The following is a 13,300-nucleotide window of genomic DNA, read 5'->3' as shown; positions in this document are numbered from 1 at the left end:
ATAGGATGATTGATTATAAATCTGTCGGCCTTACAGAAGAAGACCTTAAAGAAATTTATAAATGGATGGATTTAGGAAGAAAAGTCGACGAACGCTTATGGCTACTTAACAGAGCTGGAAAAATCCCCTTTGTTGTAAGTGGACAAGGACAAGAAGCGACTCAGATTGGAATGGCTTATGCAATGAAAGAAGGAGATATTTCATCTCCATACTATAGAGATTTAGCTTTCGTAACTTATATGGGTATTTCACCATATGATACGATGCTTGCTTCATTTGGTAAGAAAGATGATATCAATTCGGGCGGTAAACAAATGCCGTCACACTTTAGCCATCGTGAGAAAGGAATCTTATCACAAAGCTCTCCTGTGGCAACTCAAATACCCCATTCAGTCGGTGCTGCTTTAGCTTTGAAAATGGATAAAAAATCTAACATAGCTACAGCTACAGTAGGCGAAGGTAGTTCTAACCAAGGTGATTTCCACGAAGGTTTAAACTTTGCGGGCGTACATAAATTACCATTTGTGTGTGTCATCATTAATAATAAATACGCTATCTCTGTGCCTGATTCCCTCCAATATGCCGCGGAAAAATTATCTGATAGAGCGATTGGCTATGGCATCCATGGAGAAACTGTCGATGGGAATGATCCAATCGCTATGTATAAAGCAATGAAAGAAGCGCGTGACAGAGCCCTTAATGGCGAAGGCGCTACTTTAATTGAAGCCGTTACGAGTCGTATGACACCTCACTCTTCTGATGATGATGATACATATCGTACTAAAGAGGAACGTGAATCATTAAAAGCTTTAGATTGTAATTTAAAATTCAAAGATTATTTACTTGAACAAGGTATTATTGATGAAGCATGGTTGTCTGAACTTGAAGAAGCTCATAAAGAAATTATAAATAAAGCAACTAAAGATGCTGAACAAGCTGAATATCCATCTGTAGATGAAGCTTATACTTATGTATACGACCCTGAAGGAGGTATTAACAATGACTAAAATGAGCTACATTGAAGCTATTCAACAAGCACAAGACTTAGCTATGGAGCACAATCCTAATACCTTCATTTTAGGAGAAGACGTAGGACGTAAAGGTGGCGTATTTGGTGCCACTCGTGGTTTACAAGAAAAATACGGTGCTGAACGCGTCATCGATACACCACTTGCTGAATCCAATATCGTAGGTACAGCTATTGGCGCTGCAATGATGGGTAAACGTCCAATCGCCGAAATTCAATTCGCTGATTTTATTTTACCTGCAGTGAACCAAATTATTAGTGAAGCTGCTAAAATGCGTTATCGTACAAACAACGATTGGCAATGTCCAATTACTATTCGTGCACCATTTGGTGGCGGCGTTCATGGTGGGCTATACCATTCACAAAGTATTGAAAGTATCTTTGCTTCAACACCTGGATTAACTATTGTTATTCCTTCAACACCATATGATGCTAAAGGCTTATTACTTTCTTCTGTTGAATCTAATGATCCAGTGCTCTTTTTCGAACATAAAAAGGCTTATCGTTTTCTAAAAGAAGAAGTTCCTACTGACTATTATACTGTTCCTCTAGGAAAAGCTGATGTTAAACGTGAAGGTGACGATATTACTGTATTTACATATGGTTTATGTGTGAATTACTGTTTACAAGCTGCTGACATCTTAGCTGCTGATGGAGTAAGTGTAGAAGTCGTAGATTTAAGAACCGTTTATCCGTTAGATAAACAAACTATCATTGAACGTGCTAAACGTAATGGTAAAATTTTATTAGTAACTGAAGATAATTTAGAAGGTAGTGTCATGTCTGAAGTTTCTGCAATTATTGCTGAAAACTGCTTATTTGAACTTGATGCACCGATTATAAGATTAGCTGGTGCCGATGTACCATCAATGCCATTTTCTCCTAACCTTGAAAATGAACTAATGATGAATCCAGAAAAAATCTTAACTAAAATGCGAGAACTTGCACAATTTTAAGGAGGCAATACAATGGACGTAAAAATGCCTAAACTAGGTGAAAGCGTACATGAGGGAACTATAGAACAGTGGCTAGTATCTGTAGGCGATCATGTTGATGAATACGAACCTTTATGTGAGGTAGTAACTGATAAAGTTACTGCCGAGGTGCCTTCAACCGTATCAGGTACCATTACAGAACTTCTAGTTAATGAAGGAGAAACTGTTCAAGTTGATCATATCATCTGTAAGATTGAAACAACTAATTCAACTGATTCATCAAATGACAATAATGATACAGATTCAAATCATAGCGAAGTCAATTTAAGTGGCGATGATAATTTAGCACTTGAAGGTAACGACATTTCTAATAATGTTGGTAAAAATAAGGATGAAACAAATCAACCTCAACAACAAACACCAGATTCATCACAAGTTAATAACGGAAGATTTTCACCCGTAGTCTTTAAAATTGCCTCAGAAAATAATGTCGATTTATCGTTAGTACCTGGCACAGGTTTTGAGGGTCGTGTAACTAAAAAAGATATAGAAGCTTATGTAAGTTCTGAACAACAATCTGCGTCTTTAAATACACAAAATCAACCAACACAAAATAGTAGTCAAACAGCTATTAGCCAAGATATACCATCTGCTCCTTCAAATAATAAAGCATCAAGCGAATCAAATCATTCTGGTAAAACGATACCAGTTAATGGTGTGCGTAAAGCAATTGCGCAAAACATGGTAACAAGTGCTACAGAAATTCCACATGGCTGGATGATGGTAGAAGTAGATGCGACTAATTTAGTAAAAACAAGAAATTATTATAAAGACACTTTTAAAGAAAATGAAGGCTACAATTTAACGTTCTTTGCATTCTTTATTAAAGCTGTAGCTGAAGCGCTTAAAGCTAATCCATTACTAAATAGTACTTGGGATAATAATGAAATTATCTTACACAAAGATATTAATATTTCTATTGCCGTTGCCGATGAAGATAAATTATATGTTCCTGTAATTAAGCATGCAGATGAAAAATCAATTAAAGGAATAGCTAGAGAAATTAATGAACTTGCCCGTAAAGCGCGTAATAAGAAACTTACGCAAGAGGACATGACTGGTGGCACATTCACAGTTAATAATACGGGTACGTTTGGTTCAGTATCATCGATGGGTATTATTAACCATCCTCAAGCAGCCATTTTACAAGTAGAATCTATTGTAAAAAGACCTGTAGTTATCGATGATATGATTGCGATTAGACATATGGTTAACTTATGTATCTCAATTGACCACCGTATCCTTGATGGCGTACAAACAGGACGCTTTATGGCGCAAGTGAAAAAACGTATCGAGCAATATGCCATCGAAACAGCTAACATCTATTAATTTGCCTGTAAATTAACTAGACAAGCTATTTGAACTATGACTGTCAAATTAGTAAAATAGCATTAAATAACAATTGATTGAAAGGTGATTCTAATGGATTTAAACTTTGATTTATATATGAATGGTGTCGTCGATCAAGCTCGTAACGAGATTGAATCTGCAGGATATGAGCAATTAACAAGTGCTGAAGAAGTAGATAAAGTATTACAACAAGATGGTACTTCTCTAGTAATGGTTAACTCAGTATGTGGTTGTGCAGGCGGTATCGCTCGTCCAGCAGCAAGTCATGCTTTGCATTATGATAAATTACCAGATAGATTAGTTACTGTTTTTGCTGGTCAAGATAAAGAAGCAACACAACAAGCTAGAGATTATTTTGAAGGTTATGCACCTTCAAGCCCATCATTTGCACTTATTAAAGATGGAAAAATTACCGAAATGATTGAACGTCATCAAATCGAAGGTCACGATGTAATGGATGTTATTAATCAATTACAAGGCTTATTCGATAAATATTGCGAAGAAAGATAAGAGGGACTTACCAATGTTAAAGTTAAATCCCTATAAAATTGGATTTAGAACACTTAAGACTGCGGTAGGTATCACTCTCGGTGTTATTTTAGCTAAATGGATGGGGCTCGATAATTATGCATCGAGCGCTATCCTTATCGTTTTATGTATCAAACATACTAAAATGCACTCTGTTCAAGCAATTGTATCTCGATTCGTATCATGTCTTTTAATATTATTATTTGGCTCCCTTGTGTTCAGTTTACTTGGTCAAAATGCCTTAGTTTTAGGTTTGATTGTTTTATTATTTATACCTATTACAGTAATGTTGAAAGTTCAAGAAGGTGTCGTTACAAGTTGCGTTATATTACTCCATGTATTTAACGCTAGTGCGATTAATCTTCACCTTATTATTAATGAAATATTACTTTTAAGTGTAGGGTTAGGCATTGCCTTTATTATGAATTTGATTATGCCTAGCTTCGATAAAACATTAGGCAATTTGAAGAAAGAAATTGAAACGGGCTTTAAAGAGATTTTTAAAACGTATAGTCATGCATGCACAAATTATCATAATGATTTAACAGTCTCTTTTGAAAAATTGCAATTAGATATTCGTAAAGCTAAATCAATTGCTTTCAAAGATGTAAAAAATCATTTTGTACGTAATGAAAATTCATATTATCACTATTTTGATATGAGACAGGAGCAATTAGAACTTTTACGTAGAATCCAACCACTTATTCATCAAATAACTGTTGATGACCCATTAATTAGTGATATTTCAAAATTAATGGCTGAGATAGGTAACAACGTAAACAGTAATGATTATACTGCGTTAAGATTACATTCACTGTATGAGATACGTTTAACACTAGACGAATTACCTCTACCTAGCTCTCATCAATCTTTAAAATCACGCGCAAGTATGATGCAAATATTAAATGAGTTAGAAGAATATTTAAATATTAAGTCACACTTTGGTTCATTAAAGTTACATAGTGAAATATAGTAATGATAAGTTTTAAGTGTATTTATAGAGATTAAGCAATGTTTTGTTGCTTAATCTCTTTTTTATATGTATAAAGTTTTGACCATAAAATAATACTATAGTACAAATGATTATAATTTCTTTAAACATTAAATACCAATTTAAATAATTAAGCCTCTATTCTATATTAGCCTTATTAGCATATCTATAAATTAAGCATTTTTTATTGGTTTATCTTATTTTTTAATTTGTTCAGAAAAACAGACATTAAATTCGAAAATATAAGTTTTGGTCGTTTAGATAAATATTATAATAAAGTTGTTGATTATTTTATAAAATAGTTATATAGTTAAATCAAATATATTAGTGAGGTGTTGAAATGAATAAGAAATTTTATTTAAAAGCAGCTAGTTTAACTTTAATAAGTAGTATGTTATTTAGCACTCAGTTTAGCGCTCATGCTGAAGAAGACTATGTAGCAAACGATGGAATCGTTGAAAATCAGGAATACCCCGAACTAGCTGAATCTAACCCAGAAATTCAGGGGAAAGAAGCTACTGAAGCGCCAGAATCAGGTAAGCTTGAATTAGATCAATCGAAGTTAAAAACTATTGATGAAGTTTTATATGATACTGAAGAAAGAGTATTTGGAAAAGATGAAAGAGTAAAAGTTTCTAATTATACCTCTACTCCATATAAACAAGTTGTATTATTAAATATAACTTTTTCTAATGGACTTACTTATATAGGCTCTGGCACAATGGTTGGAAATGATACTGTACTTACTGCCGGTCACAATCTTTATTCTAAAGAATTTGGTTGGGCTAAAAGTGTTACTGTATATGCTGGAATAAAAGTTAATAATTATAAAATTGGTAAAGCTAAATCTAAAAAATTGATGGTTTTAAAGCCATGGCAAAATTCTCAAAACTCAGAATATGATTTAGGAGCTATAAAATTAGATTCTAATTTAGGAAAAAAAACTGGGACTTTATCATTAACATCTTCAATGAAAGTCAATGATAAAATTGAAACTTCAGGCTTCCCTGGAGACAAAGGTGGAGCAACACAATATAAATCTACTGGTACTATAAAGAGAATTACTGTTAATAATTTATTTTATTTAATGGACACAAATCGAGGACAAAGTGGTAGTAGTATAAGAGACAAACATAACAAAGTAATAGGGGTGCATACTTTTGGTTCTAGCGAATATAATGGAGCAACTAAATTAAATCCAATAAACATAGATTATATAAAACACTGGATTGGAACACCCTTAGCTCATTCTTATAATCACAAAGTTAAAGTAACACGGAGTAAAATTATAGTTTGGGGAAACCTTGAGTTCACTTCTAGAAAAGATTTACGAAATATCAAGGTAGGTAATATCTATACTGCTAAGTATTTATATAATCATCCAAATGGACAAACATATTATTCATTATACGATTCTAAAAATAAATGGGTTGGTTATTTTAATAGTAGAGATGTAACTAAAGTTAAATAATATAATTGGAAGGAGATTCATATGTTAAAAAAAAATATTTTAGTAAGCACGTTAATGGCTACAGTAACAACAATAAATTTAAATAACGCTCATGCCGCTGAGCGTAATTACAGTAATGGTAATATCAATAACGCTACTAATGGTTTGGATCACGGTATTCTTCATAAAGATGGGACGTTTACTCCTCCTAACGTAAACCCTCATTATGATATTCTAGAAGTTGAAGATCCTATTATTCCTGGTGATGAGCTTAATGTCAAGGTCAAGGATTCGCCGACGCTTGTAGTTGAAGATCCTATTAATCCTGGTGATGCGCTTAATCGCAATGTAACTTCAAATAAAGCTAATCATACAACTGATAATAAAGCCGTATCTAATAACAATAATGGCTCTAATACAACTAACTATAATAAACTTAACAGTAACAATGCTATGAATAATGACAATAGTTCAAATCATTATGAAGCTAAAGCTAATACTCAACCTAACGCTTTAACTCATAGTGCGAGTGTATTGCCTAATACTGGTGTAACTCAAAGCAATTCATTAATCAATGTCATAGCATATTCTTCAATATTTATCGGCTTATTCCTAGTTTATAGAAACCGTATTAAACAATAAATTAAATTAATTCATTTCAAAAAACGACTAACTCCCTCTATTCAATAAAGAGGGGGCTAGTCGTTAATTTTTCATATAAAAAGCGTATATAAAACATGATTTAGTAAAACTTAGATATGTTTAAATTCGAACGCTTTATGTTATTAATGCATAAGTGGTACTAAACTTGTAAGTAATAATGCCGCTACAATTGCAACTAACATAACAATAATGATGATTCTTAAAACTTTATTGTTCAATCTATAACGCTCCTTACTATTAAGCACAGATAAAGCTTAACTTATTCGATTTAATTACATATAAAAATACTTTAAATGATTTTTATACAAATAGCAATCAATTTAGTTTTGATATGGTGAAAAATTAGTTAGAATAGAATTTATATAAGAAAGGGGTTATTACTAATGGTTAACAGTCAACGATTACTTGATACATTTTTAGAATTAGTCCAAATTAATTCTGAAACTGGACACGAGGAAGTTATTCAACCCATTTTAAAAAATAAATTTGAACAGCTTGGGTTAAATGTAGTTGAAGATAATGCTTCTGAGAAAGAATGGTTAGGAGCAAACAATCTTATATGTACGTTACCAAGCACAAGTGAAGATAATAGCATTCCTAGTATTTATTTCACAAGTCATATGGATACGGTCGTGCCTGGAATCAATGTAAAACCACATGTAAGCGATGATGGTTACATTTATTCAGACGGAACTACCGTGCTTGGCTCAGATGATAAAGCTGGCTTAGCAGCTATTATTGAGACAATTGAATACTTGCAAGAGCATAATCTGCCTCATGGCCAAATCCAATTTATCATAACAGTAGGAGAGGAATCTGGACTAAAAGGTGCTAAAGAATTAGATAGCAACGCACTTGATGCTCAGTTCGGTTATGCGGTAGATGCAAGTCAGCCTGTAGGTACAACTGTCGTGGGTGCGCCTACACAAATGTCTATTCATACTACGATAACGGGTAAAACAGCTCATGCAAGCACACCAGATAAAGGCGTGAGTGCTATTAATATTGCGGCTAAAGCGATAAGTAAAATGAAATTAGGTAGAATCGATGAGTACACTACCGCAAATATAGGCAAATTTCACGGTGGTTCTGCTACTAATATTGTTGCAGACGAAGTTGTCTTAGAAGCTGAAGCACGTTCTCACAACGATGAAAGCATTAATCAACAAGTTACTCATATGAAAGATATATTTGAATCGACGGCTAAAGAATTAGGTGGAGAAGCTCATGTTCGTATTGAAAAGAGCTATCCTGGATTTAAGATTGAAGATAATGCAGAAGTGACTCAATATGCGATAAATAGTGCAAAAGAACTTGGTCTAACAGGAGATACTGTCATTGCTGGCGGTGGTTCAGACGGAAGTATCATTAATACATTCGGTATACCGACCGTTATACTTGGAGTTGGTTATGAAAATATCCACACAACATCAGAACGAATTTCAGTACAATCTTTAAATCAATTAGCTCAACAATTGATTAAAATAATCGAATTAGTCTCTAAATAACGATTGAGTTTAGTGAAGTAATTCTCGTTTTTATGATACAATACTATTGAAAAATTGAATGAGAGAGGTAAGTAATATGACTCAACAAATAGGTGTAGTAGGTTTAGCTGTAATGGGTAAAAACCTAGCTTGGAACATTGAATCACGCGGTTACAGTGTATCTGTTTATAACCGTTCAAGCGAAAAAACAGACATAATGGTTAAAGAATCAGAAGGTAAACAAATCCATCCAACATACTCTTTAGAAGAGTTTGTGAATTCACTTGAAAAACCACGTAAAATTTTATTAATGGTTAAAGCTGGTCCTGCTACAGATGCAACAATTGAAAGTTTATTACCTTTATTAGATGACGATGATATTTTAATCGACGGTGGTAATACAAATTATCAAGATACAATTCGTCGTAATAAAGCATTAGCGCAAAGTGGCGTTAACTTTATTGGTATGGGTGTATCTGGTGGAGAAATCGGTGCGCTTACTGGTCCATCACTAATGCCAGGCGGACAAGAAGAAGCTTATAATAAAGTAAGTGATATCTTAGACGCTATCGCAGCCAAAGCTAAAGATGGCGCATCTTGTGTTGAATACATCGGACCAAACGGTGCCGGTCACTACGTAAAAATGGTACACAATGGTATTGAATACGCAGATATGCAATTAATCGCAGAAAGCTATGCCATGATGAAAGATTTATTAGGCATGTCACACGAAGAAATTTCAAAAACTTTCAAAGAATGGAATGCTGGCGAACTTGAAAGCTACTTAATTGAAATTACTGGCGATATTTTCACTAAACTAGATGAAGATAATGATGCTCTAGTTGAAAAAATTCTTGATACTGCTGGCCAAAAAGGTACAGGTAAATGGACTTCAATCAACGCATTAGAATTAGGTATTCCATTAACTATCATTACTGAATCAGTATTTGCTCGTTTTATTTCATCAATTAAAGAAGAGCGTGTGAATGCTTCTAAAGAATTAAATGGACCTAACGCTAAATTTGAAGGTAATAAAGAAGAATTTTTAGAAAAAATTCGTAAAGCATTATATATGAGTAAAATTTGTTCATATGCACAAGGTTTCGCTCAAATGCGTAAAGCAAGTGAAGAAAATGAATGGAATCTTAAATTAGGCGATTTAGCTATGATTTGGCGTGAAGGTTGTATCATTCGTGCACAATTCTTACAAAAAATTAAAGACGCTTATGATAATAATGCTGAATTACAAAACTTATTATTAGATCCTTACTTTAAAGATATCGTTACAGACTATCAAGATGCATTAAGAGATGTCGTAGCTACTGGCGTACGTAATGGTGTACCAACGCCTGGTTTCTCTGCAAGTGTTAACTATTATGATAGCTATCGCTCTGAGAACTTACCTGCTAACTTAATTCAAGCACAACGTGATTACTTTGGTGCGCATACTTATCAACGTAAAGATAAAGAAGGCGTATTCCATACACAATGGGTTGAAGAAGAGTAATAGTTTTTATAATCTTGGTTTAATACTAATATTTAAAATGGTTGATTTTGTCGTTGGCAATTTCAGCCATTTTTTTATAAAATTTTGTTTGTTTATTTAGTTATTTTTATTAGTTAATTGACTTATATTTCTTAAATTATTACGATATGAGTATACTCATATATGAAATCGCTTACTTATATTCCGATTAACTAGTCAAAATATCAAGTTAATATATTCGCCTAGCAATTTCATTTTCAAAAATAGAAATACATATCAAAATGTGTGCAAAGACAAAGGAGATTAAATTATGACTAAAAATTGGTGGAAAGAAGCCGTAGCTTATCAAGTCTATCCTAGAAGTTTTAATGATAGTAATAATGATGGAATTGGGGACTTACCTGGTATTATAGAGAAATTAGACTATTTAAAGGACTTAGGGATTGATGTGATTTGGTTAAGTCCAATGTACCAATCACCGAATGATGATAATGGTTATGATATTAGTGATTATCAAGCGATTATGGATGAGTTTGGAACGATGGACGATTTCAATCTTCTATTGGAAAAGGTTCATGACAAAGGCATGAAATTAATTCTAGATTTAGTAGTGAACCATACATCTGATGAACATCCATGGTTTATTGAATCTAAATCAAGTAAGGACAATCCTAAACGTGACTGGTATATTTGGGCAGACCCTAAACCGGATGGCTCAGAACCGAACAATTGGGAAAGTATCTTTAACGGGTCTACTTGGCAATTTGACGAAGTAACTGATCAATACTATTTCCATCTCTTTAGTAAAAAGCAACCGGATTTAAATTGGAATAATCCAGAAGTACGTGAAGCTGTCTTTAGTATGATGAATTGGTGGTTTGAAAAAGGGATCGACGGATTCAGAGTCGATGCGATTACTCATATCAAGAAGACATTTGAAGCAGGGGATTTACCGATTCCTGAAGGTAAAAGATATGCTCCAGCGTTTGATGTAGATATGAATCAACCTGGTATTCAAGAGTGGCTACAAGAAATGAAAGACGAATCTTTAAGTCATTACGACATCATGACGGTGGGGGAAGCTAACGGTGTGAATCCAGATAATGCTGAAGAATGGGTCGGCAAAGATAAAGGAAAATTTAATATGATTTTCCAATTCGAGCATCTAGGCTTATGGAGCACAGGTGATTCACAATTTGATGTAAAAGCCTATAAAGAAGTATTAAATCGTTGGCAAAAGACATTAGAAGATGTAGGTTGGAATGCATTATTTATTGAAAACCATGACCAACCGCGTCGAGTTTCAACGTGGGGTAATGACAAAGATTATTGGTTTGAATCTGCTACAAGTCACGCCGTAGTTTACTTCTTACAACAAGGCACGCCGTTTATTTATCAAGGCCAAGAAATTGGTATGACGAATTATCCATTTGAGAGTATCGAAACATTTAATGATGTTGCTGTTAAAAATGAATATCAAATCGTCAAAGAGCAAGGTGGCGACGTTAATCAATTATTGGATAAATATAAAATGGAAAACCGTGATAACTCACGTACACCTATGCAGTGGGATAATTCAGAGAATGGTGGCTTTACGAAGGGCGAACCTTGGTTCCCAGTTAATCCAAATTATAAGTCAATTAATGTTGAAGATCAGTTACAAGATGACAATTCAGTATTAAATTTCTATAAAGATTTGATTCAATTGAAAAAATCAGATGATATTTATACGTATGGACAATTTGATTTAGTAGATGCTGATAATGACAAAGTGTTCGCTTATACACGTCAACTTAATGGTCAAACAGTAGTAGTAGTTGGAAATCTTACTGGTGACAATGCTTCATTAGAGTTACCATTTGATTTAACCAAAGATGGTATTAAACTTCATAATTATCATACTGACATTGACCTCAAAACACTTAAACCATACGAAGCTTTCGTAGCAACTATTTAAGATTTTTTAATTTAAATGTACCTGAAACTAACATAGCATTGATAAAAATAGAAGCGTCTGGGACATAAACATTTCGGCTTAAAGGTAAAATGGTAATTTCTATCTGTTTTCAATAGAAATTACCATTTTCTTTATTTATATAACATAGTATTGTTGGCGAGACTCCTGAGGGAATAGGATGAGTGTCGAGACCGAGGCTCGACCTGGCAGTAGTTGTCTGAAATGAAGATGCGTCCAATCTGTACTTTCTTCATTTCTAGTCAACCATGCCGGGGTGGGACTACGAAATTTTTGAAATTACATTAGATTTCTGTCCCGCTCCCCCCCTAGGAACGAGAGCCAAACAATACGAAGTATCGATATAAAAAGAGAAACGTAGAGGTGATTCAATCATGTACTGAATCATCTCTACGCTATTATTTTAGGATTTATGTCCCAGCCTCTTACATTTTAGTGTTTAATTATTAGGCTCTTTAAATTTTTAAATTAATTAATCTAAATCATCATAGTCGTCTTGTTCAATAGGTAGCCATAATTGAATTTTAGTGAATGGGTCCTCAAATGAGATATCAAAAGGATAAATTTCGACATACAAGCTGTCTCTTTCATAAGGTAAAGTAAGTTGTAAACTTGATTCAATGTAATACCAGGCTTCATTTACAGCATAATCAATTTCACCTTGTAAATTGAATTTTGCATAATGACGACCAGGCAATAATCTACTTTCTAAATGAGAAGGGTAGCGATCACTCGGAACGCCTATAAATATTTCTACACCTTCATCTAAAGGACAAGTAATTACAAATAACTCAAAAGGGCTTATATTATTATATCTTTTTAAATCTTTTATTTTACCATCAAGAAATAAATCTTCTAAAAAATCAGGAACTTTATAAGGATTAGACAAATCATTTCCTTCAATAAATCGAACGTAGCCTACTAGTGCGATATCGTCTGTTGTGTCTAATCTATATGGATAAGGTGCACGTTCAGTGGTTGTTAATTTTATATAAAGACGTTTTTGTAACTTTAATTCATCTTTTTTGGTAGATGCTTGTATAGGTGAGATACCATGAAAATCACTAAAGTCATTCGCAAAGTCATTTGAACTCACATAATTATATTTTTTTGCCACATCTACAAGTCTCGAAGAACTTTGTATCATCTCTTTTGCTGCTACTGTCATTTTTCTAGCATGCGCATAGCTCTCAGGTGATTGTCCTACAATCATTTTAAATGATTGATCCAGATGGTAAGGAGAAAGACCAACGTAATCACTTAACTCTTGCAAATTAAACGGCTCTAATAAACGGTCTTCGATAAATACGATTGCCTGTTGTATCTGCTTGATAACGTTCAAAACTTT

General features: G+C 33.5%; 12 protein-coding genes. 10 read left to right on the top strand and 2 right to left on the bottom strand.

Going from position 1 to position 13,300, the window contains the following annotated elements:
• Positions 1-5 precede the first annotated feature (5 nt).
• The 7 genes from HS848_RS04970 (at position 6) to HS848_RS04940 (ending at position 6,983) form a co-directional block, all read left to right on the top strand.
• A complete protein-coding gene (locus HS848_RS04970; RefSeq protein ID WP_107508100.1) occupies positions 6-1,007 on the top strand; it encodes a thiamine pyrophosphate-dependent dehydrogenase E1 component subunit alpha in 1,002 nt (333 codons plus the stop codon).
• A complete protein-coding gene (locus HS848_RS04965) occupies positions 1,000-1,983 on the top strand; it encodes an alpha-ketoacid dehydrogenase subunit beta (protein WP_198611464.1) in 984 nt (327 codons plus the stop codon). The genes HS848_RS04970 and HS848_RS04965 overlap by 8 nt, the downstream gene beginning before the upstream one ends.
• A 12-nt stretch (positions 1,984-1,995) precedes the next feature.
• On the top strand, positions 1,996-3,351 hold the full coding sequence (locus HS848_RS04960; RefSeq protein ID WP_198611463.1) for a dihydrolipoamide acetyltransferase family protein: 1,356 nt from the start codon (positions 1,996-1,998) through the stop codon (positions 3,349-3,351).
• Between the two features lie 93 nt (positions 3,352-3,444).
• Positions 3,445-3,882, top strand: coding sequence for a bacilliredoxin BrxB (gene brxB / locus HS848_RS04955; protein WP_107508097.1), 438 nt, complete (start codon positions 3,445-3,447; stop codon positions 3,880-3,882).
• Between the two features lie 13 nt (positions 3,883-3,895).
• Positions 3,896-4,873 (top strand): aromatic acid exporter family protein, encoded by a 978-nt coding sequence (locus tag HS848_RS04950; protein ID WP_198611462.1) that lies wholly within the window; start codon positions 3,896-3,898, stop codon positions 4,871-4,873.
• A 358-nt stretch (positions 4,874-5,231) separates the two neighbouring features.
• The gene (locus HS848_RS04945) at positions 5,232-6,362 is read left to right on the top strand and encodes a trypsin-like serine peptidase (RefSeq protein ID WP_198611461.1); all 1,131 of its coding nucleotides are present in this window, start codon (positions 5,232-5,234) and stop codon (positions 6,360-6,362) included.
• A 21-nt stretch (positions 6,363-6,383) separates the two neighbouring features.
• Positions 6,384-6,983: an LPXTG cell wall anchor domain-containing protein gene (locus HS848_RS04940; protein WP_198611460.1), complete on the top strand. Its 600-nt coding sequence runs from the start codon at positions 6,384-6,386 to the stop codon at positions 6,981-6,983.
• A 143-nt stretch (positions 6,984-7,126) separates the two neighbouring features.
• Here the strand turns inward: HS848_RS04940 and prli42 are convergent, their stop codons facing one another.
• Complete coding sequence (prli42, locus tag HS848_RS04935) at positions 7,127-7,222, bottom strand: stressosome-associated protein Prli42 (RefSeq protein WP_157947855.1); 96 nt, start codon at positions 7,220-7,222, stop codon at positions 7,127-7,129.
• Between the two features lie 165 nt (positions 7,223-7,387).
• On the opposite strand from prli42, the gene HS848_RS04930 reads away from it, so the two are divergent.
• From HS848_RS04930 to HS848_RS04920, 3 genes are all read left to right on the top strand, one after another.
• Positions 7,388-8,512 (top strand): M20/M25/M40 family metallo-hydrolase, encoded by a 1,125-nt coding sequence (locus tag HS848_RS04930; protein WP_198611459.1) that lies wholly within the window; start codon positions 7,388-7,390, stop codon positions 8,510-8,512.
• 76 nt (positions 8,513-8,588) lie between these two features.
• On the top strand, positions 8,589-9,998 hold the full coding sequence (gndA, locus tag HS848_RS04925) for an NADP-dependent phosphogluconate dehydrogenase (RefSeq protein WP_198611458.1): 1,410 nt from the start codon (positions 8,589-8,591) through the stop codon (positions 9,996-9,998).
• A 289-nt stretch (positions 9,999-10,287) separates the two neighbouring features.
• Positions 10,288-11,934 carry a glycoside hydrolase family 13 protein gene (locus HS848_RS04920; RefSeq protein ID WP_198611457.1) on the top strand — a complete coding sequence of 549 codons (1,647 nt, stop codon included), beginning with the start codon at positions 10,288-10,290 and terminating at the stop codon, positions 11,932-11,934.
• Between the two features lie 490 nt (positions 11,935-12,424).
• Here the strand turns inward: HS848_RS04920 and HS848_RS04915 are convergent, their stop codons facing one another.
• On the bottom strand, positions 12,425-13,294 hold the full coding sequence (locus HS848_RS04915; protein WP_198611456.1) for an effector binding domain-containing protein: 870 nt from the start codon (positions 13,292-13,294) through the stop codon (positions 12,425-12,427).
• Between the last annotated feature and the right edge of the window lie 6 nt (positions 13,295-13,300).

Source organism: Staphylococcus caledonicus (genome assembly GCF_016238465.1).
GTDB classification, from domain to species: domain Bacteria; phylum Bacillota; class Bacilli; order Staphylococcales; family Staphylococcaceae; genus Staphylococcus; species Staphylococcus caledonicus.
The sequence above is the reverse complement of the archived record's forward strand: the minus strand, read 5'-3'. Positions and strand labels throughout refer to the sequence as shown.

What these genes read in the sequence shown, in the direction of transcription:
- HS848_RS04965 (WP_198611464.1), top strand. Translation starts at nt 1,000, where the DNA reads ATGACTAAAATGAGCTACATTGAAGCTATTCAACAAGCACAAGACTTA.
- HS848_RS04940 (WP_198611460.1), top strand. Translation starts at nt 6,384, where the DNA reads ATGTTAAAAAAAAATATTTTAGTAAGCACGTTAATGGCTACAGTAACA.
- HS848_RS04960 (WP_198611463.1), top strand. Translation starts at nt 1,996, where the DNA reads ATGGACGTAAAAATGCCTAAACTAGGTGAAAGCGTACATGAGGGAACT.
- HS848_RS04920 (WP_198611457.1), top strand. Translation starts at nt 10,288, where the DNA reads ATGACTAAAAATTGGTGGAAAGAAGCCGTAGCTTATCAAGTCTATCCT.
- HS848_RS04970 (WP_107508100.1), top strand. Translation starts at nt 6, where the DNA reads ATGATTGATTATAAATCTGTCGGCCTTACAGAAGAAGACCTTAAAGAA.
- brxB (WP_107508097.1), top strand. Translation starts at nt 3,445, where the DNA reads ATGGATTTAAACTTTGATTTATATATGAATGGTGTCGTCGATCAAGCT.
- HS848_RS04930 (WP_198611459.1), top strand. Translation starts at nt 7,388, where the DNA reads ATGGTTAACAGTCAACGATTACTTGATACATTTTTAGAATTAGTCCAA.
- gndA (WP_198611458.1), top strand. Translation starts at nt 8,589, where the DNA reads ATGACTCAACAAATAGGTGTAGTAGGTTTAGCTGTAATGGGTAAAAAC.
- HS848_RS04945 (WP_198611461.1), top strand. Translation starts at nt 5,232, where the DNA reads ATGAATAAGAAATTTTATTTAAAAGCAGCTAGTTTAACTTTAATAAGT.
- HS848_RS04950 (WP_198611462.1), top strand. Translation starts at nt 3,896, where the DNA reads ATGTTAAAGTTAAATCCCTATAAAATTGGATTTAGAACACTTAAGACT.